Origin of the sequence: Inhella crocodyli, assembly GCF_004004565.1 — a bacterium.
In the GTDB taxonomy this organism is placed as follows: Bacteria; Pseudomonadota; Gammaproteobacteria; order Burkholderiales; family Burkholderiaceae_C; genus Inhella; species Inhella crocodyli.
This window is the reverse complement of sequence record NZ_SACM01000002.1, coordinates 380605-400041: the sequence shown is the minus strand read 5'-3', so window position 1 is coordinate 400041 and position 19437 is coordinate 380605. Positions and strand designations below refer to the sequence as shown.

General features: G+C 65.3%; 20 protein-coding genes. 6 read left to right on the top strand and 14 right to left on the bottom strand.

The genetic code is table 11. The features are described 5' to 3' along the window. Positions 1-16: 16 nt before the first annotated feature. The 5 genes from EOD73_RS09925 to EOD73_RS09905 form a co-directional block, all read right to left on the bottom strand. Positions 17-2167, bottom strand: a complete 2151-nt coding sequence (locus EOD73_RS09925) for a type IV pilus secretin PilQ (RefSeq protein WP_127682833.1) — start codon at positions 2165-2167, stop codon at positions 17-19. Beyond that, complete coding sequence (locus tag EOD73_RS09920; RefSeq protein WP_240660663.1) at positions 2164-2628, bottom strand: pilus assembly protein PilP; 465 nt, start codon at positions 2626-2628, stop codon at positions 2164-2166. The genes EOD73_RS09925 and EOD73_RS09920 overlap by 4 nt, the downstream gene beginning before the upstream one ends. A gap of 62 nt (positions 2629-2690) precedes the next feature. Further along, positions 2691-3386, bottom strand: a complete 696-nt coding sequence (locus tag EOD73_RS09915) for a type IV pilus inner membrane component PilO (RefSeq protein ID WP_127682831.1) — start codon at positions 3384-3386, stop codon at positions 2691-2693. A 1-nt stretch (position 3387) separates the two neighbouring features. Next, on the bottom strand, positions 3388-3999 hold the full coding sequence (locus EOD73_RS09910) for a PilN domain-containing protein (RefSeq protein WP_127682830.1): 612 nt from the start codon (positions 3997-3999) through the stop codon (positions 3388-3390). Further along, positions 3996-5075, bottom strand: a complete 1080-nt coding sequence (locus tag EOD73_RS09905; RefSeq protein ID WP_127682829.1) for a pilus assembly protein PilM — start codon at positions 5073-5075, stop codon at positions 3996-3998. The genes EOD73_RS09910 and EOD73_RS09905 overlap by 4 nt, the downstream gene beginning before the upstream one ends. 220 nt (positions 5076-5295) lie before the next feature. Here EOD73_RS09905 and EOD73_RS09900 point away from each other — a divergent pair, with 220 nt between their 5' ends. Next, complete coding sequence (locus EOD73_RS09900) at positions 5296-7644, top strand: penicillin-binding protein 1A (protein WP_127682828.1); 2349 nt, start codon at positions 5296-5298, stop codon at positions 7642-7644. Here EOD73_RS09900 and cyaY read toward each other — a convergent pair. After that, on the bottom strand, positions 7634-7972 hold the full coding sequence (gene cyaY / locus EOD73_RS09895) for an iron donor protein CyaY (RefSeq protein WP_127682827.1): 339 nt from the start codon (positions 7970-7972) through the stop codon (positions 7634-7636). The two genes, EOD73_RS09900 and cyaY, sit on opposite strands and share 11 nt — an antisense overlap. Positions 7973-7993: 21 nt before the next feature. On the opposite strand from cyaY, the gene lptM reads away from it, so the two are divergent. Continuing rightward, positions 7994-8155, top strand: coding sequence for an LPS translocon maturation chaperone LptM (gene lptM / locus EOD73_RS18010; RefSeq protein ID WP_375137438.1), 162 nt, complete (start codon positions 7994-7996; stop codon positions 8153-8155). 9 nt (positions 8156-8164) lie between these two features. On the opposite strand, the gene EOD73_RS09885 is transcribed toward lptM, so the two are convergent. The 6 genes from EOD73_RS09885 to EOD73_RS09860 all read right to left on the bottom strand — a co-directional run bounded on the left by EOD73_RS09885 (position 8165) and on the right by EOD73_RS09860 (position 14450). Beyond that, the gene (locus EOD73_RS09885; RefSeq protein WP_127682825.1) at positions 8165-9163 is read right to left on the bottom strand and encodes an ABC transporter ATP-binding protein; all 999 of its coding nucleotides are present in this window, start codon (positions 9161-9163) and stop codon (positions 8165-8167) included. Then, on the bottom strand, positions 9160-10155 hold the full coding sequence (locus EOD73_RS09880; RefSeq protein ID WP_127682824.1) for an ABC transporter ATP-binding protein: 996 nt from the start codon (positions 10153-10155) through the stop codon (positions 9160-9162). The genes EOD73_RS09885 and EOD73_RS09880 overlap by 4 nt, the downstream gene beginning before the upstream one ends. Before the next feature lie 11 nt (positions 10156-10166). Then, entirely contained in the window at positions 10167-11096 is a 930-nt protein-coding gene (locus tag EOD73_RS09875; RefSeq protein ID WP_127682823.1) for an ABC transporter permease, read from the bottom strand. A gap of 13 nt (positions 11097-11109) precedes the next feature. Further along, positions 11110-12093, bottom strand: coding sequence for an ABC transporter permease (locus EOD73_RS09870; protein WP_127682822.1), 984 nt, complete (start codon positions 12091-12093; stop codon positions 11110-11112). A gap of 143 nt (positions 12094-12236) precedes the next feature. Continuing rightward, complete coding sequence (locus tag EOD73_RS09865; RefSeq protein WP_164846021.1) at positions 12237-13328, bottom strand: porin; 1092 nt, start codon at positions 13326-13328, stop codon at positions 12237-12239. Positions 13329-13478: 150 nt separating this feature from the next. Next, on the bottom strand, positions 13479-14450 hold the full coding sequence (locus EOD73_RS09860) for a porin (RefSeq protein ID WP_164846020.1): 972 nt from the start codon (positions 14448-14450) through the stop codon (positions 13479-13481). A 164-nt stretch (positions 14451-14614) separates the two neighbouring features. Between EOD73_RS09860 and coq7 the strand changes: the two genes are divergently transcribed. Further along, a complete protein-coding gene (coq7, locus tag EOD73_RS09855; RefSeq protein ID WP_127682990.1) occupies positions 14615-15247 on the top strand; it encodes a 2-polyprenyl-3-methyl-6-methoxy-1,4-benzoquinone monooxygenase in 633 nt (210 codons plus the stop codon). Here the strand turns inward: coq7 and EOD73_RS09850 are convergent, their stop codons facing one another. Next, on the bottom strand, positions 15248-15673 hold the full coding sequence (locus EOD73_RS09850) for an OsmC family protein (RefSeq protein WP_127682819.1): 426 nt from the start codon (positions 15671-15673) through the stop codon (positions 15248-15250). It abuts the gene before it with no gap. 35 nt (positions 15674-15708) lie between these two features. On the opposite strand from EOD73_RS09850, the gene ilvA reads away from it, so the two are divergent. Both ilvA and EOD73_RS09840 read left to right on the top strand, forming a co-directional pair. Then, the gene (gene ilvA / locus EOD73_RS09845) at positions 15709-17262 is read left to right on the top strand and encodes a threonine ammonia-lyase, biosynthetic (RefSeq protein WP_127682818.1); all 1554 of its coding nucleotides are present in this window, start codon (positions 15709-15711) and stop codon (positions 17260-17262) included. Beyond that, positions 17262-18269 (top strand): nicotinate-nucleotide--dimethylbenzimidazole phosphoribosyltransferase, encoded by a 1008-nt coding sequence (locus EOD73_RS09840; RefSeq protein ID WP_127682817.1) that lies wholly within the window; start codon positions 17262-17264, stop codon positions 18267-18269. The genes ilvA and EOD73_RS09840 overlap by 1 nt, the downstream gene beginning before the upstream one ends. A gap of 12 nt (positions 18270-18281) precedes the next feature. Here the strand turns inward: EOD73_RS09840 and EOD73_RS09835 are convergent, their stop codons facing one another. Next, a complete protein-coding gene (locus EOD73_RS09835) occupies positions 18282-18932 on the bottom strand; it encodes a hypothetical protein (protein ID WP_127682816.1) in 651 nt (216 codons plus the stop codon). A gap of 58 nt (positions 18933-18990) precedes the next feature. On the opposite strand from EOD73_RS09835, the gene gspG reads away from it, so the two are divergent. Further along, positions 18991-19425, top strand: a complete 435-nt coding sequence (gene gspG / locus EOD73_RS09830) for a type II secretion system major pseudopilin GspG (RefSeq protein ID WP_127682815.1) — start codon at positions 18991-18993, stop codon at positions 19423-19425. Positions 19426-19437 lie beyond the last annotated feature (12 nt).

The window sequence follows — 19437 nt, the reverse complement described above, 5'->3', positions numbered from 1 at the left end:
CGTAAGCCTCTCAATCTCAGCGCAGCGCGGTGCGGTCGCTGATGACCTTGGGGGTCAAGAACACCAAAAGCTCGGTCTTGTTCTGGGTGCGCGATTTGTTGCGGAACAGCGCCCCCACGTAAGGAATGTCGCCCAGCACCGGCACCTTGGCGACGTTGTCGTTTTCGGAAACCGTGAAGATGCCGCCGATGACCACAGTGCCGCCGTTTTCGACCAGCACTTGGGTGCGAACGTGCTTGTTGTCGATGGCGTAGCCCTGTGGCGTCAAGATGCCGCGGCTGTCTTTGTTGACGTCCACGTCCAAGATCACGCTGCCTTCTGGCGTGATTTGGGGCGTCACTTCCAACTTCAGCACGGCCTTCTTGAACGACACCGACGTTGCACCGCTGCTGGTGGCCTGCTGGTAGGGGATTTCTTCGCCCTGCTCCACCAGCGCCTTGGTTTGGTCGGCCGTCACCACGCGCGGGCTCGAGACCACCTTGCCGCGGCCATCGGCTTCCAGCGCAGAAAGCTCCAAGTTCAAGAAGCGATTGGCCGTGGCACTGAACAGCGTGGCCGCGATCGTGGCCGGACTGACGCTGTTGACCGAGGCCGCCGGCAAGTTCAAGAAGGTCGTGTTGTTGAACTCCGAGCCCAGGGCTTGACCCGTTTGGTTCAAGGACGCCCCGTAGTTGTTGCCAAAGCTCAGGTAGTTGTTGCCGCTCAGGTTGTAGCCCGGCACGCCGCCTTGCAAACCACGCACGTCCGACGCCCCGAGCTTCACGCCCAAAGAGCGGCCGAAACGGTCGTCGGCCTCCACGATGCGCGCTTCGATCAGCACTTGGCGAACAGGAATGTCCACGCGCTGAAGCAGGGCCTGCACTTCTTCCAGCTTGGACGGGATGTCGGTGACGAACAGTTGGTTGGTGCGCTGCTCGAAGGCCACGTTGCCGCGCACGGACAGCACGCGCGTCGGCGCCGCCCCGCTGCCACCGCCAGCCGCTGCGCCGCCGCCACTGCCCATCAAGAGGCTGCTGATCTGCTCGGCCTTGGCGTAGTTCAGTTGGAAGGCCTGTGTTTTGACGGGCTCCAAAGAGGCCACGGCCGCGCGCGCTTCCAGGTCGGCCTTTTCCTTGGCCGCCAACTCTTCCTTGGGGGCAATCCACAGCACGTTGCCACTCTTGCGAAGGCCCAGGCCCTTGGCTTGCAAGATGATTTCCAGGGCCTGGTCCCAGGGCACGTCTTTGAGGCGCAAGGTGATGGAACCGCCCACGGTGTCGCTGGTCACGACGTTGAACTGCGTGAAATCGGCAATGACCTGCAACAGCGCCCGAACTTCGATGTTCTGGAAGTTGAAGGACACCTTCTCACCGTTGTAGCCCGGACCTTGCGTGAGCTTGTTGGGGTCGACGCGCAAAGGCCGAACTTCCAGCACGAACTGGTTGTCGCTTTGGTAGGCGCTGTGCTCCCAGTCGCCACGGGGCTCGACCGTCAGACGCACGCGGTCGCCCGACTGGCTGGCCGTCATCGAATGCACCGGCGTGCCGAAATCGGTCACGTCGAATCGCCGACGCAGATCGGCCGGCAAGCTCGACTTGAGGAAGTCCACCACCAAGAATCGGCCTTGTTGTTGGATGTCGACGCCCACTTGCGCATTGGGCAGGGCCACCACAACGCGACCCGAGCCATCGGCGCCGCGACGGAAATCGATGTCCCGCAGCGCTTGCGGCGCAGCGTTCTGGCTGGGGGCAAAGTGGACCGCCTCACCGGCACTGGCCAAGGTCCCCGCCTGCTCCAACACCAGCACGAGCGATTTGCCCTGCAATTCGGCTTTGTAGCCCGTGGCCTGGCGGAGGTTCAACACCAAGCGGGTGCGCTCACCCGACTGTGCCACCGCGGCCGAGCGCAGGTTGCCTTGGTTGATTTCGACCGCTTGGCGCCCCAGCCCGTTGGCGACGCCCGACAGGTCCAAGGCAATTCGGGGCGGGTTCTGAACCGTGAATCCCGTTGGCACGGCCGACAGCGCTTGGTCGAACTCGATCCGAACCACGTCAACGCCGGCTTGTTGAGAGGATTGAATTGCGCGGATGGCGTTTTGCGCCCAGGCCAATCCAGGAAGGGTCAAAGTCAACGCGGCGGTCAGCGCCCATCCAATTCGCTTCACAAAGCTCTCCTGCAATTTAGTCATCGCGCAGCCTCCTGGAGTTGCAGCGTGCTCACTCGCTCTACCCAATCGCCCGTGGAATCTTGAACCACTTCCCGCAAGGTGATTTCGGCCTCGTCGATCTTCAGGATGCGCCCGAAGTTCTGGCCGATGTAGTCACCGCGCTTCACGTAATACAGCAGTTGGTCCACCCGCAAGATGGCGTACCGGCCATCCTTGCGGGCCATGCTGCCCACCATGTCCATGCTGTCCAGCGGAAAGGCTTCGAGCGGTTCACGGCGACGGGCCAACTCTGCCGTCAGCAAGGAATTCGGTTGCACCGCATCTTGCTTCCCCGCAACGCTCAGCTTCTGCATGCTGAACGGCTCGACCGCCGCGATGGACTCGTACGCCTGCGGCACAAAGCGCTTCGGGGCCTCGATGGGTTTCACGGAAGGCTTGGCCGCTTTGCGCTCGGCATCGGCCCACCCTTGCAACTCATCCATGTCGGAGGCGCAGGCCGCCAATCCAACCAAGAGCAGGCACGGCAGCCAATTCAGTGAGGGCTTCATGACTTACCTCCCTTGTTGGCCTTTTCCTTTTCCTTGGCCTTCATGCGCTTTTGCTCATCGACTTCGGCCGCATCCAAGTAGCGGTAGGTTCGCGCCGTGGTTTCCAGGAACAAAAGACCCGGCTCTTTGGCGGTGGCCTGACCGATCTGCAGGTTGTGCAAGGTCACGATGCGCGAGAGGTTCGCCACATCGGCGGCAAAAGTGCCGAAATCGTGATACCGACCGTTGACGCGAATTGCGATGGGCTGCTCGGCGTAGTAATCCAAGACCACCTCGGAGCCCGGGCGAAAGTACTCGAACTGCAAACCACGGCCGATGCCCGCTTGGTTGATGTCGGACAGCAGCGCATCCATTTCGGCCTTGCTCGGCAGCTGCTTTTCCAACTGGATCACGTACTCCTCAACCTGCTTCTTCTGCTTCTCCAGTTCGGGGCGGTTGGCCGCCTGGGCCACTTTGGATGAAAAGTCAGCGCGCAAGGCGGGCTCTTTGGCCACCTCGGCATCCAGTTGAGCCTGCACGTCGGCCAGCACCAAGAACCACCCCAGCACGATGGCCGCGATGGCCACCGCCGCAAACGTGACGAGCTTGGGCAGCCACGGCCACTGGCCCGGCTCGTTCGGGTCTAAGCCTTTGAACTGCTCACCGGCTTGTTGCGCCCACTCTTGGACATTGAATCGTGACGTTTCTGCCATTTCAACCCTTCGCTGCCGGCGCGGCGCCCGGCTTCTTGGGATCGGCCTCCGGGGCCATGGACTTGACCTTCAAGCGGATCGAAAAATCGAAGAGGCGCTTGGCATCCTTGCCATTGGTGCTCACGTTGGCGAGCTTGATTTCGCCCAAACGCGGCTCGATCAGCCACTGGGAGTCGCGAGAGGCGGCACGCAAGAACTCCGAGACCCGCTCCTGCGTTTGCGCCAAACCCGTGACCTCCACCGACCGATCGCTCTGCTTCACGGCCGTGAGGTACACGCCCTCCGGCGCCAATCGCACCAATTCGTTCAGCATGCTGACCGGCAGGTTGCGCTCGCCTTGCAAAGCCTCCACGGCCTTTTGGCGACGAACCAAGTCCTCGATTTCCTGACGCAAAGACGCGATGCTCTTGATTTCGTCGTCGAGCTTGGCGTTCTCTCTCGTCAGGTAGTCGTTGCGCTGCTTCTGGTTGTCGATCTGCTGCTGCAGCAACAGCCACCCCAAGCCCAACACGCCCACGCCCAACAGCAGTGAAAGTGCGATGCCGGCGAAGAAGGCCTGCTTGCGTCGTTTGCGGCGCTCCTCGCGGTAGGGGAGCAGGTTGATCAAAATCATTCGAAGAACCTCCGCATGGCCAATCCGCAGGCCGTGAGGTAAGCCGCGGCTTCCCGCTGTAGGCGCCCTTCACGAACGCCGCCGCCCACGGCCATGTTTTCGAAGGGATTCACCACCGAGCACGTGAACCCTGTCAGGTCGGTCACGCGCTCTTTGAGCCCCAAAAGGGTTGCCGTGCCGCCCGCCAGCATCACGTAGTGCACTTTGTGGTGCGGGGTGCTGGTGAAAAAGTACTGGAGCGCACGACCGATCTCTTGCGAGAGGCTGTCGATGAAGGGCTCCAACACGGCCGTGCCGTAGTCCTCCGGCAATTCGCCGCTGAGCTTCTTCTGCTCGGCCTCCTCGAACGACAACCCGTACTGGCGGGCAATCAGTTGAGTGAGTTGGGCCCCGCCGAAGGCCTGGTCCCGCTCGTACAGCAACTCATCGTCGCGAAGCACCTTCAAACTGGTCGTCTCCGCGCCAATCTCGAACAAGGCCACCAAGGCGTCTTTGCCCTCGTTGGGCAGGGTGGCGATCAAGCGCGCCATCGCCATCCTCGCCGCGTGCGACTCGACGTCCAGCACCACCGGCTTGAGGCCCGCCGCCTCGGCCACCCCTTGGCGGTCTTGCACCTTGTCCTTGCGGGACGCCGCGATCAACACTTCCACGTCCCCCACGGACGTGGTGCTCGGACCGACCACGCAGTAATCGAGGCGAACTTCGTCGAGCGAAAACGGGATGTACTGGTTCGCTTCGGCCTCGACCTGCACGTCCATTTCGTCTTCCCGCAAACCCGCCGGCAGCATGATCCGCTTGGTGATCACGGCCGACGTCGGCATGCCGATGACGACGTTGCGTGTTTTGGTGCCACTGCGCGCGACGACGCGCCGCACGGCATCCACCACTTCATCGAATTTTTCGATGTTGCCGTCGGTGATCCAGCCTCGCTCAAAGGGCTCGGAGGCGAAACGTTCGACCACGTATTCGCCAGCCTTGTTTTGCGACAACTCCACCAACTTCACGCTGGTCGAACTGACGTCCAGCCCCAACATGGGCGGGTGCTTTCGCCCCATCAATCCGTCAAGAAACCCCATGTCATCCCCAAGGCCATCATGGCCAATGACTTAAGAACTTACTTGCATGCTAGCAGTAAAGCCCTTGTGGGCCTTCACTTTCCCGCCCGCCAACGGCAAGGAATCGTGCAGCCGTGGCAGGCCAACCGCAAGGTGTAACGAGGCGTTCAGGCCACACTCATGGTTTGCCTGGGATGGCAAACCCTGATTTCTATAATTTCTCGTTCGCTTTGGATTCCACATGAACGCACCCACGCCAGAAGATGCCCGTCCCCACCACACCCCGTTCGGCTGGTGGCGAGCCCTGGGCAAGGTGGCGCTGGGATTGGTGGCACTGGGCGTGGCCGGCTTGTTGGTGCTGGCGGTGGTCTTGGCCAGCGCTTACCCCAACTTGCCTGACGTCTCGGGGCTCACCGAGTACCGACCCAGGCAGCCCTTGCGGGTTTGGTCAGCGGAAGGGCAGTTGCTGGCCGAATTCGGGGAGGAACGCCGCCAGCACCTTGGCATCGATGAAATTCCCACCGTCATGCAAAACGCCGTGCTGGCGATCGAGGATTCGAGGTTTTACCAGCATGGTGGCGTGGACTATGTGGGCGTGCTCCGAGCCGGCCTGGCCAATCTGGCGGAATCCCGCAGTCAAGGCGCGTCGACCATCACCATGCAGGTCGCGAGGAACTTCTACCTCAGCTCCGAGAAAACCCTAACCCGCAAGATTTACGAGATTCTGCTGGCCCTCAAGATCGAAGCCGCCCTGCCCAAGCGGAAGATTCTCGAGGTTTACATGAACCAAATCTTTCTGGGGCACCGCGCCTACGGGTTTGCAGCCGCCAGCGAGGTCTACTTTGGCAAGCCCTTGAAGGACATCAGCATTGCCGAAGCGGCCATGCTCGCCGGATTACCCAAAGCGCCATCGGCCTACAACCCCATCACCAACCCGCGCCGAGCCCACATTCGTCAGCAGTACATCCTCGACCGGATGTTGGAGCACGGCTACATCACCGCAGAAGAACATGCCCAGGCCAAGAAAGAGGAACTGCACGTTCGTCGGGGCTTGGTGAGCACCGCAAGCGCCGATTACGCCGCAGAAGCCGCCCGACAACTAATCGTGTCGCGCTACGGCGACGAGGCCTACATCCGCGGCCTGCACGTCACCTTGTCCGTTCGTGCGGACGAGCAGCAAGTGGCCTACCGCGCATTGAGGCGCGGGCTCTTGGACTACGAACGCCGTCAGGTGTATCGCGGCCCAGAGGCCTACGTTGACTTGCCCGCCGACAACTCCGCGGTGGACGCTCGTGTGGCAGAGGCCCTGGCTGACCACCCCCCCAATGGCGAACTGGTCGCGGCAGTGGTGCTCAGCGCCTCGCCCCGGCAGGTGCAAGCGCTGCTCCAAAGCGGCGAGTCCGTGACCATCACTGGTGAGGGCCTGAATCCGGTCCGCTCGGGCTTGACGGATCGCGCCAACCCCAAGGTCCAAATCCGCCGTGGCAGCGTCGTGCGCCTGCTCGCCGACGCCAAAGGTGCCTGGACCATCACCCAAGTGCCCGAGGTCGAAGGCGCGTTGGTGGCCCTGGACCCCAACACGGGCGCAATTCGGGCGATGGTCGGTGGTTTCGACTTCAACAAGAACAAGTTCAACCACGTCACCCAAGCCTGGCGACAGCCCGGCTCCAGCTTCAAGCCCTTCATCTACTCGGCTGCTTTGGACCGCGGCTTTACGCCCGCCACCACTGTCAACGATGCGCCCTTGTTCTTCGACGCCGGCGTCACGGGCAGCCAGCCTTGGGAGCCCAAGAACTACGACGGAAAGTTCGAAGGGCCCATGAGCCTTCGCACGGCCTTGGCCAAGTCGAAGAACATGGTGTCCATCCGGGTGCTGCGCTCGGTGGGCGTGCACCCGGCCCAGGAATGGCTGACGCGGTTCGGCTTCGAAGCCGAGAAGCATCCGGCCTACCTGACCATGGCCCTGGGGGCCGGGTCGGTCACCCCCCTCCAGATGGCGGAGGGCTACGCCGTCTTCGCCAACGGCGGGCATTACCTGCCCTCCACGCTGATTCAACGCGTGGCCGACGACAAGGGGCGCGTGTTGTACCGCGCGGCCGAGCCCGGCCTGACCGAAGCCAATCGCACGCTCGACGAGCGCAATGCCTTCGTGATGTCGAGCCTGTTGCAGGAAGTGACTCGCAGCGGCACGGCCGCCAAGGCCCAAGCCACCTTGAAGCGACCTGACCTGTACGGAAAGACGGGCACCACGAACGATTCCATCGACGCTTGGTTCGCCGGCTACCAACCGAGCCTCGTGGCCGTGGTGTGGATTGGCTACGACCAGCCGAGAAAGCTGGGCAGCCGGGAAACCGGCGGCGGACTCGCCCTGCCCGTCTGGATCGACTTCATGCAGTTTGCGCTTCGCAACACCCCGGTGAGCCCCTACGAGCCGCCCGAGGGCGTGATCGTCGTCAATGGCGAGTACTACTTCGACGAGTACAGCGGCAAGGCGGGAGTCTCAGCCTTGACCGCCGACGACGACGCACAGGCCCCCAAGCCCGGCACCGAAGAAGAAAAGCGCGGAATCTTGGACCTGTTCAAGCGCTGAGCCGCAACGAGCGGCCCGCTTGAAGGCTGGCCTGCTCGTTGAACACGGCTTCGAACGGGGTCCCGGTCTTGGTGTCTCGCCAATCGCCCTCCCGCCACGCGAAGTGGAAGCCCCCGGCCTTGCTGGCGAGCCAGACCTCGTGCAGCGGCGGTTGGGTGTTCACCACCAACTTGCTGCGGTCCGGGAAACTCAGTTCCAACAGCCCGCCAGTGCGCTGGGCGTCGATGTCGATCACGTCGTCTTGCAACCACGCGTCCGCCTGGGCCTCGATCCGGCGCAGCAGGCTGTCGGTCAGTCGGTGGTATTCGAAGTCGGTCAACGAAGCCATGGCATCTCTACACTGGGCGGCATGAAAGCACAACGGGCGCGCAGTGTAGGAGCCATGGCATGGCAACGTGGGGTCGTCTGGGCGCTGGCCCTGATGGCATTGGGGGCCCTGTCGGGGTGCGGCCAAAAGGGGCCGCTGCGCTTGCCACCACCCAGCGCCTTCAGCGAAGCCCCTTCGCCCTAAGGCGACGCGTTAGAGGCGTCCCTCGGCGACGGCGTGGCAGGCCACGCGAATGCCTTGGAACTCGCTCAAGACCGGGCGCTCGGTCTTGCACCGTTCGTTGGCGTGCGGACAGCGCGGGTGGAAGCTGCAACCGCTCGGCGGGCTCAGGGGATTGGGCACCTCGCCTTGCACGGCCGCCCGCTGCCGCCCCGTGAGTTGGATGTCGGGAATCGCGTCCAACAGCATCCGTGTGTAGGGGTGTCGGGGCTGGGCAAACAAGCGCTTCTTGTCCGACAACTCCACCAAACGCCCGAGGTACATCACACCCACTTCGTCGGCCATGTGGTGAACCACGGCCAGGTTGTGGCTGATGAACAGGTAGGTCAGCCCGTTCTTCTGCTGCAGATCGCGCATCAAGTTCAGGACCTGCGCCTGCACCGACACATCGAGCGCACTGGTGGGCTCGTCGCACACCAAGAACTCTGGCGCCGTGGCGAGGGCCCGTGCGATCGAGATCCGTTGGCGTTGCCCGCCGCTGAACTGGTGCGGGAACTTGCTCGCATCCGCTGGGTTCAGGCCGACCTGCGACAGCAACTCCCCCACCCGCGCTTCGGCTTCGGCTGCGTTCACGACCAGCGCGTGCTCCCGCAGGGGTTCGGCCACGATGTCCCGCACCTTCCAGCGCGGATTGAGGCTGGCGTAGGGATCTTGAAAGATCATCTGCAGACGGCGCCGCAGCGCAGGCGCGTCGGCCGCAGCGAACCAATCGCGCGTGCTTCGCCCCTCGAAGCGAACGTCGCCACCGGAAGGGCGGTACAGGCCCACCAACAACCGGGCCACCGTGCTCTTGCCGCAGCCGCTTTCGCCCACCAAGGCCAAGGTTTGGCCACGCTGGATGTGGAAGCTGATGCCGTCGACCGCATGGACGAACTGCTTCGGCTTGCGCTCCAACACCCGGTTGAGCCAAGGCGCCGAGACGTCGAATCGCATTTGCAGGTCGTCGACCTGCACCAAGGGCGCGGCACTCATGCTTCCACCCCGCCCGCGTCATGCACCCAGCACGCTGCACGGGTGCTGCCCACGTCCATCAAGGCGGGCAATTCACGGCGACAACGCGGCCCCGCTTGGTCACAGCGCGGGTGAAACGCACAGCCCGCCGGCATGGCATTGAGCCGGGGCATGGCCCCATCGATCTGCTGAAGGCGTTCGCGGTCGCTGCTCATGGAAGGAATCGACCCCATCAGGCCAATGGTGTAGGGGTGCGCCGGGCAATGGATGACCTGTTGAACGGGACCCACTTCCACGACACGCCCGGCGTACATGACCGCAACGCGATCGCAGGTTTCGGCAATCACGCCCATGTCGTGCGTCACCAGCATCACGGCCGCCCCGTGCTCTCGGCACACCCTGCGCAGCAGGCCAATGATTTGCGCTTGGATGGACACGTCCAGCGCCGTGGTCGGCTCGTCGGCCACGATCAGCTTGGGCTCGGCCGCCAAGGCCAGGGCAATCACCACGCGTTGGCGCATGCCCCCGCTGAACTGGTGAGGGTACTGGTCGACGCGTGCTTCCGGCGCGGGAATGCCGGTTTGCCGCAGCAAGTCAATGGCACGTTCGCGGGCTTCCCGCTCGTTCAGCGGAAGGTGGGCCCGAATCGTCTCAACCAGTTGCTGCCCGACGGTGAACAGTGGGTTCAATGACGTCAGCGGGTCTTGGAAGATGGCCCCGATCTTTCGCCCACGCAGCCGACGCATGCCATCGGCGGGCAACTGGTCGATGCGCTGGCCTTCGAACCAAATCTCACCCGAAGCAACGCGGCCGGGCGGCTCCAGCAATCCGATCAGCGCCGCCCCCGTGAGCGACTTGCCCGCCCCCGACTCGCCCACGACCCCAAGGATTTCGCCCGGTGCGATGTCGAAGGACACCCGGTCCAGGGCCTTCAACACGCCATGCCGCGTGGGGAATTCAACGCAAAGATCGCGCACCGACAGCAGCGGGGCGCTGGATTTCGAGTGATTCATGGACACCGTTTTCAACGCAAGCGCGGGTTCAGCGCGTCGCGCAACCAATCGCCCAGCAGGTTCACCGACAGCGAGATGACCACCAGCATGAGCCCCGGGAACAGCGTGATCCACCACTGCCCAGCGAACAAGAACTCATTCCCGATCCGGATCAAGGTTCCGAGGGACGGATTGGTCGGGGGCACGCCCACGCCCAAGAAGCTCAAGGTCGCTTCGGTGATGATGGCCGAGGCCACTTGGATGGTGGCCAACACCAGCACCGGCCCGAGCACGTTGGGCAGCACGTGGCGGCGCATGATGCGCAGCGAAGGCACGCCCACCACCCGCGCGGCTTGCACGTACTCTTTGTTGCGTTCCACCAAGGTCGAGCCACGCACGGTGCGGGCGTACTGCACCCAGCCGCTCAACGCGATGGCCAGGATCAGCACGCCATACGCCAGCGAGTCGCTCGCGTTCGGGAACAAGGCGCGCCCCACACCATTGATCAACAAGGCCACCAAGATCGCTGGGAACGACAGCATGACGTCGCACACGCGCATCAGCACGGCGTCCAGGCGCCCCCCGAAAAAGCCCGCGACCAAGCCCAAGCTGATGCCGATGGCCATCGACAAGGCCACGGCCCCCAGGCCCACCAGCAGCGACACGCGGGCCCCATAAAAAAGGGCCGACAGGATGTCGCGCCCGTACCCATCGGTTCCGAGCAGGTAGGTCGCCCGCCCCTCAGGCATCCATGCCGGCGGCAATTGGGCATCCATCAGGTTCAGGCTGGCCAAGTCCTGGGGGTTGTGCGGCACGACCCAGGGCGCCAGCACCGCGCCCAGCACGCACACCAGCAGCACCACGGCCGCCACCACCGCCACCGGCGAGCGGCGGAAGGAATACATCACATCGCCGGCCCAAAAGCGCTGCCACGCGCTGGGCTCTTGCGCCACAGAGGTCATCACACCGTCCAATTCAATGACCCGACGCCCGACCGTCCACGCGCAAACGCGGGTCCACGGCCACGTACAGCAGGTCGACCAACAGGTTGATGGTCACGAAGATCAAGGAAATCAGGCACAGGTAGGCGGCCATCACCGGGATGTCGGCGTACTGCACCGCTTGGATGAACAACAGGCCCATGCCCGGCCACTGGAACACGGTCTCGGTGATGATCGCGAAAGCGATGAGCGAGCCGAGTTGCAAGCCCGTGATCGTGATGACAGGCACCAAGGTGTTGCGAAGGGCATGCGAGAAGTGCACCACCCGCTCGGGCAAGCCACGCGCGCGGGCGAACTTGATGTAGTCGGTGCGCAGCACCTCCAGCATCTCGGACCGAACCAAGCGCAGGATGAGTGCGAGTTGGAACAGCGACAAGGTGATGGCGGGCAAGATGAGGTAACGCGCGCTCTCCCAACTGTGCAAGCCCGTGCTCCAGAACCCCAGTTGCAGCACCTCACCGCGGCCGTTGCTCGGCAACCATTGCAGGTTCACGGCGAACACCATGATCAGCAGGATGCCGATCAAGAAGGTGGGCAAGGACACCCCCACCAGGGAAACGGCCATGGCCAACTGGGCCAGGGGTTTGCCGCGACGCAAGGCCGTGTAGACCCCCAAGGGGATGCCCACCATCACCGCGAAGCAGGCCGCTGCCAAGGCCAACTCCATCGTGGCCGGAAACGACTCGGCGATGAGCGTAGACACCTTGCGGCCCTGCTTCAACGACAGGCCGAAGTCGCCTTGCACCGCATTGGCCACGAATGCGGCGAACTGAACCGGAACGCTGCGATCCAAGCCCAGGTCGCGCCGGAGCGCATCGCGCTGCTCGGGCGTGGCGTCCTGCCCCAGCATGTTGGACACCGGATCGCCCACGAACTGGAACAGCGAAAAGGCAATCAGCGCCACCGCGCCCATCACCAAAAGCGCCTGCATCATGCGGCGCATCACAAACACCCACATATCGACCCGATCTCGCGCCGGCAAAGCTGCGCATCATCACGGCCCCGCCTCGGCATCGCAAGCGGAAACGCCCTAGGTCGAAAGGTTATCCGCGCATAAAAAAGGCCACCCGAGGGTGGCCTTGGCTTGGACGCAGGAACGCGTCAGAAGCGGTGGCGCAGGCCCACCATGTAGCCCGTGCGCGAACGGCTGCCGTTGGCAAACGTCGTGGGGCTGCTGGCGGCGATGCCGATCTTGTCGTACTCGACGTAGGTGTCGGTGCGCTTGGACAGCGCGTACTGACCCACGATCGAGTACATGTTGGCCTTGCTCTCGCGGGTGGTGCTGCGGTGCGACTGCTTCAACTGGTAGTACTGGGCGCCCAGGTTGAATTGGGGCGTCAGCTGGTAGGTGAAGCCGAACGAGGTCAGGTCGCGATCCTTCACGTCGAAGGCGATGGCCGACAGGATCTGGTTCGCCGGGGTGGCCGGGCTGACCAGGGCCGTCGAGTAGGCCACGATCAGGGTCGGGTTGAAGCCCGCGTCGAACTTGTTCTTGCCGTAGGCCGCGTTGACGTACAGCGGACCGGAGGCGTACGAGCCGCCGAACACGGTGCCCTTGACTTGCTTGCCCGCCGGGTCCTTGGAGTTGATCATGCCCGCGCCCAGGGCGAAGCTGCCCAGCTGGTAGCGCGCCATGCCGCCGATGGTGCGGTCGCCCGTGGCTTCACCGGCGCTGGCTTGCGCTTCGGCCGTCAGGTCGCCCACGGTGATGGCGTACTTCACCATGTTGCTCTGGCGGTTGCCCACGGCCACGCCCAGCTCGGGCTTGAACTGCTCGATGTAGGGCGAGTACTTGTAGGCAGCGAAGGTGCTCGTGGTCAGGTCGAACAGCACGTTGTACTGACGACCCAAGGTCACGCGACCCACCGGGGTGGTCAGGCCCACCCAAGCTTGGCGCCAGAAGTCGCTCGAGGAACTGGCGGCGCCCGTGTCGGACATCAGGCGGTGCTCCAGGTTCACCAGCGCGCGCCAGCCGTCGCCCATGTCTTCGTTCACGTTGATGCCGAGGCGGCTTTGCGACATGCCACCCGGGGCCAGGGACTTGATCGAGCCTCCGGTCGTGCCGGCGGCCACGGTCGACTCCACGCGATAAGCCGCGTCGATCACGCCGTAAATCGTGACGCTCGACTGGGCCAAAGCGGCCGAACTGGCCAGGGCCAGGGCAGAAACAGTGAAAAGACGCTTCATGCTCATGAGGGATGTCTCCGGTTGAGATGCAATAGATTCTCGCCAAGCCCCAAGTCGCCCAACCGCGCTGTTGCACACATCCAACATCTCTGCAAAGGGGCCGCCCATGAAAAAGGCCGCCCGAAGGCGGCCTGACCCTGAACCGTCGTCCGACGATCAGAAGTTGTGGCGGACCCCAAACTCGTAGCCGCGCGACTTGCCACCGGCGGTGGGCAGGGAGGCGCCCGCAGCGCCGGCCAGCGCGAAGGTGGACGTGCCCTTGTTGTCGATGCTGCCGAAGGTGGTGTACAGCGTGGTGCGCTTGGACAGGCTGTAGTCGTAGCCCACCGCCAGCAGGTTGGCTTCGCGGTTGCTGGCCCCGGTGGCGCGACCATAGGACGCCAGCACCTTGCCCGATCCCACCTTGACCGTGGCGCCCAAGTTGGTCACCTTCAGGGAGGCAGTACCCTGCTTGTACTGGCTGTAGCTGCTCAGCAGTTGGAAATCGCCGAAGTCGTAGCTGGCGCCCAGGGCCGACAGCTTCAACTTGTTCAGGGCACCGAATTGGCCGTAAGCCGCCGACAGGTGCAGTTGCTTGGTCTTGTAGCCCGCTCGACCCACGGTGCTCTTGCCCGAGGTGGTGGTGTTGCCTTCGCCGGCCGTCACTTCCACGTTGCCGTAGAAGTCGCCCAGCTTGGGCAGGTAATACGCCACCTGGTTGTCCATGCGGTTGCGGTCCAGGAAGATGATCCGGTTGATGCCAGACATCGCGTTGCCGCCGAACACGTCGAACTCGTCGATCAGGGTGCGGGTCGCGGCCTTTTGGCGGCCCAGGCGCACTTCGCCGAAGTCACCGCTGAGGCTGACCGTCGAGCGGCGCTGCCAGAAGGCTGCGTCGGCCGAGCCGGTGTCGGGCGCCAGACCGGCTTCGATGTGGAAGCTCGCCTTCAGGCCACCGCCGATGTCTTCCACGCCGCGGAAACCGAGGCGGCTGGCCGCGCGGCCTTCGTTCACCAACTGCTTGACCGAGTTGGCGCCCTTGAGGTCGCGGGCGGCCACGTCGATCACGCCGAACACCGTCACCGACGACTGGGCCATTGCACCCACCGAACCCAGCAGCGCTGCAAGCGCCACGACCGTCTTTTTCATGATTGGAGTACTCCTGAAGATGGCGGCGCCCCCGACCATCGAGGGCATCGCGTTGGGTTGAATCATCCGAGTTCTGTCGTGACGCGTTGATGACAAAGCCGCATGAGGGCATTCGTTGTCATCGCGCAACGGGCGTGGCTTTCTAAACTGGCCCCATGGACTCGATGCGAACCCCCTCAGCCGCCGACCGCTGGGTGACCCAACTGGACCGCACTTTGCGCGCGTGGGCCGCGGTGCCCCAAGCGCAACGCGCCCGGCCGGCGGCTGCTCCGACCCGGCCGCTGACCTCGGAGGAGCGCCGCCTGTCGGTGGCGCTGATGCGCGTGAACCATGTGGGCGAGGTGTGCGCGCAGGCCCTGTACGCAGCGCAATCGCTGACCACCCGCGACCCCACCTTGCGGACCGAGCTGACCCGGGCAGCGCAAGAAGAGGAAGACCATCTCGCCTGGACCGCAGCCCGTTTGGCAGAGCTCGACGGCCGGCCCAGCTGGCTGAACCCCCTTTGGTGGGGCGGCGCCTTCGGCCTGGGCCTGACCGCCGGCCTGGCCGGCGATGCCTGGAGCCTGGGCTTCGTGGTGGAGACCGAGCGCCAGGTAGAAGCCCACCTGGCCGAGCACTTGACCCGGCTGCCGGAGGCCGACGCGCCGTCTCGGGCCATCGTGCAGCAGATGGAGCAGGACGAAGCCGCCCACGCCGCGTGGGCCGAAGCCCGCGGTGCGCGCGCCCTGCCCTCGCCCATTCCGACCCTGATGCGGTGCGCGGCCAAGGTCATGACGACCACGGCCCACCGCCTTTGATCAGGGCGCTTCGACGACCTCGACGCTGTGCGTGATGGTGGCCGTGTGCGCCAGGATCGCCGTGGCCGAGCAGTACTTTTCGTGGGAGAGGGCGACCGCCCGCTCCACCGCCGCCGCCGGCAAGGCCCGCCCGGTCACCTGGAAGGCCAAGTGAATCTGGGTGAAGACCTTCGGGTCGGTTGAGGCGCGCTCGGCCTTGACCTCGACGCTGCAGCCCAGCACCTGGTGGCGCCCGCGCTGCAAGATCAGCACCACGTCGTAGGCGGTGCAGCCGCCTGCCCCAACGAGCATCATCTCCATCGGCCTGGGCGCCAAGTTGCGACCGCCGCCTTCGGGGGCGCCGTCCATGTTGACCAAGTGGCCACTGCCAGTGGCGGCGTGGAAGCTCATGCCGCCGGGGCCGCTCCAGGTGATCGTGCAGTTCATGGCAGCATGGTAGTTCCGCCTTCCCGAATGCCCCGATGCCGCGCGCCAAGCCCCCTGCCAAGCCCCAGCTGACCCTAGACACCGACAGCTACCTGCAGCGCATCCTGCGTGCCCGGGTGTACGACGTGGCCCAGGTCACGCCCCTGACGCCCGCGCGACAGTTGACCAAGCGACTCGGCAACAAGGTCTTGCTCAAGCGCGAAGACCAGCAACCCGTGTTCAGCTTCAAGTTGCGGGGGGCTTACAACCGCATGGCCCAACTGAGCACGGAGCAACTGGCGCGCGGTGTGATCTGCGCCTCGGCCGGCAACCACGCCCAAGGCGTGGCGCTGTCGGCGCGCAAACTGGGCTGCACGGCGCGCATCGTCATGCCGGTGACCACGCCCCGGGTCAAGATCGAGGCCGTGCTGGCCCTGGGCGGCGACGTCGTCCTGCATGGCGACTCGTTCAGCGACGCGCAGGTCGAGGCCTTTCGCCTGCGCGATGCCGAAGACCTGACCTACATCCACCCCTTTGACGATCCCGACGTGATTGCCGGCCAAGGCACCGTGGGCCTGGAGTTGCTGCAGCAGCACAACGGGCCCTTGGACGCGGTGTTCGTGGCCGTGGGCGGCGGCGGGCTCATCGCGGGCGTTGCCGCCTGCATCAAGGCGATCCGGCCGGAGGTCAAGGTCATCGGCGTGCAAACCACCGACTCCGACGCCATGGCCCAGAGCTGCGAAGCCGGCAAGGTCGTGACCCTGGCCGAGGTGGGCCTGTTCAGCGACGGCACGGCCGTCAAGCGCGCCGGCGATGAAACCTTCCGCGTGGCCCACGCGCTGGTGGACGGCTGGATCCGCGTCGACACCGACGCCGTGTGCGCCGCGATCAAGGACATCTTCGAGGACACCCGCTCCATCGTCGAGCCCGCGGGCGCACTGGGTGTGGCTGCCATCAAGCAACACGTGGCCGCCACCGGCTGCAAAGGGCAAACCTTCGCCGCCATCACCTGCGGCGCCAACATGAACTTCGACCGCTTGCGCTTCGTGGCCGAGCGAGCGGAGGTCGGTGAGCAGCGCGAGGCACTGTTCGCCGTGACCTTGCCGGAAGCCCGCGGCAGCCTCAAGCGCTTTTGCCAGCTGCTCGGCACGCGCAGCCTCACCGAATTCAATTACCGCCTGAGCGACGCCGACCAAGCGCACCTTTTCGTGGGCATCGCCATGAGCAAGCGCGGCGAGGCCGGCAAGATCGCCCAGGGCTTCACGCGGCATGGCTTCCCCTGCCTCGATCTGACAGGCGACGAGCTCGCCAAATTGCACTTGCGGCATTTGGTCGGTGGGCGCTCGGGCCTGGCTGGTGACGAACGCTTGGTGCGCTTCCAGTTCCCCGAGCGTCCGGGTGCGCTGATGCGCTTCCTGGACGCGATGCACCCGGGCTGGAACATCAGCCTCTTTCACTACCGCAACCAGGGCGCCGACTACGGGCGCGTGCTCATGGGCATCCAGGTGCCGGACCGCGACATGCCCGCATTCCGGCGCTTCCTGCAGGGCTTGGGCTACCCTTACCAGGACGAGAGCGCCAACGCGGCGTACCACCTCTTCCTGCGCTGATGGCCCTGCACGAGTCCCTGATCACCCCCACCGCCAATCCCGAGCTCGAACAACAACTTCGCGCCCAATTGGTGCGGCGCGTGCCGCCTGCGGGCGGCTTTGGGCAACTGACCGAGGTGGCGGTGCGGCTGGGGCTGGTGCAGCGCAGTGCCACCCCGCGCTTTCGCGATCCGAGTCTGATCCTGTTTGCCGCCGACCACGGACTGGCGGTGGACGGCGTGGGGCAAACCTGGCGCTGCCCCACCTCGGAGCGCGCGATGCTGGCCCTGCAGTCGCGCCTGTCCAGCGCCATGCTGGCCCGCCTGCACGGGCTGCAGTTGCAGGTGGTGGATTGCGGCATGGCCGACGACCTGCCCTACCACCCCAAGCTCTGGGTTCGCAAGGTGGCCCATGGCAGCCGCAACGCCCGCATGGGCCCGGCGATGTCCAAAGAGCAGATGCAGTCGGCGCTGCGGGTCGGCATGGAACTGGCAGAAGCCCACCCCGGCAACGCCATGGCCCTGGCCGCGATTGGCCAAGGGGCCACCGAGGTCGGCGCCTTGCTGCTGTCGCGGCTCGAGGCCCTGCCCCTGGAGCGCCTGCTCCATCCCTACACCGACCCCGGCGTCCATCAGGCGCTGAACCTGGCCCTGTCGCGCCACCCGGTGGGCATGGACCCCTTGGACGCCCTGGCCACGCTCGGCGGTCACGACATCGCCGTGATGGTGGGCGCCATGATGGTTGCGGCCAGCAAGCAGCACCTGGTGCTGGTGGACGGCATGGCCGCCTGCGCCGCCTTGCGGGTGGCGGCCAGCCTGGCGCCGCCCGTCACCGATTACGTGCTGTTTTGCCGCAGCAGCGACGACCCGGGCTTGGACGCGGCGCTGGCCAGCTTTCGCGCCGGCGCCCTGCTGGAACTGGGCATGAACACCTTGGACGGCAACGGCGCCTGCTTGGCCTGGCCCTTGGTGCGCAGCGCCGCGGCGCTGCTGGCCGACGGCTACGACCTGCCGGGTTCGCGCCCCTGAGCCCGCCCCCGTTCAGCGGGTGGTGGCGTCCTGGCGCAAGGCCCGTCGCGGGCCGGATTCGTCGGCGTCGCGCGCCGCTTCGGGGCCGCTTGCACCGGGCATGGGGGGCATCGGCGGCATGGCCACGCCTTGCAAGGGGGCGGCCGGCAAGTTAGGCGCCACCACCACCGCCGCCGGTGCGGTCGGGGCCACCTGGGCCGTCAACGAGGCCGGCGGTGGCAGGCTGCCCGTGGCCGCCTCGGGCGCCCCTTGCAGGGTCAGGCGGACGCGCGCCACGCCGTCGCGCCCCAGTTCAGCACCCCGCGACGACACCGCGATCAATTGGTTTTGCCCGTCCACCCACTGGCCAACGCGCACCGCGCGGGGCGGCCCGCCGTCGACCGACAGCAGGGCCACGCCCTGCTCGCGTTGCTGGGCGTCGCCTCGTGGGGCGGCCACGCCCACCAAGTTGTAGCGGGTGTCGGTCGGCAAGGTGTCCGCGGCGGCCGGGGCTGCGCCCATGAGGCGCTGGTAGGCCTCCGGTGCGGTGGGCAGCTCGGGGCCACCGGCCGTGGCCAAGGGCGCCGGGCTGGCGGCCGAGCCTGGCCACAGGCGCAAGCCGTAGGCCGTGGCCGACGCCCCCACCAGGAGCCATGTGCTGAGAGTCAGGAGACGTTGCCACATGGGCGCGGATTATCATGGTCCGACCCCCGCTCGATGGGCCGACGCCGGCCCTTTTCCCATGCGCAGATTCCCCAAGACGGGCCGCCAACGCGGCTTCACGCTGATCGAATTGTTGGTGGTGTTGGTCATCATTGGCCTGCTGGCGGCCCTGGTGGTGCCCAATGTCTTGAGCCGGGCCGACGACGCCCGCGTCACTTCGGCACGCAGCGACATCCAATCGCTGATGAACGCGCTCAAGCTCTACAAGCTGGACAACTTCCGCTACCCGTCGGCCGATCAAGGCCTGGACGCGCTGCTGCGCAAGCCCACCACGGGCAGCATCCCCGCCAACTGGCGGCCGTACGTCGAAAAGCAGTTCAAGGATCCCTGGGGCAATCCGTACCAGTACGCCGTTCCCGGCCGTGCGGGCGAGGTCGAGGTGTTCAGCTTCGGCGCCGATGGCAAGCCAGGTGGCGAAGGCTTGGATGCCGACATCGGCTCTTGGCAGCCTTGATCTGCTGACCCG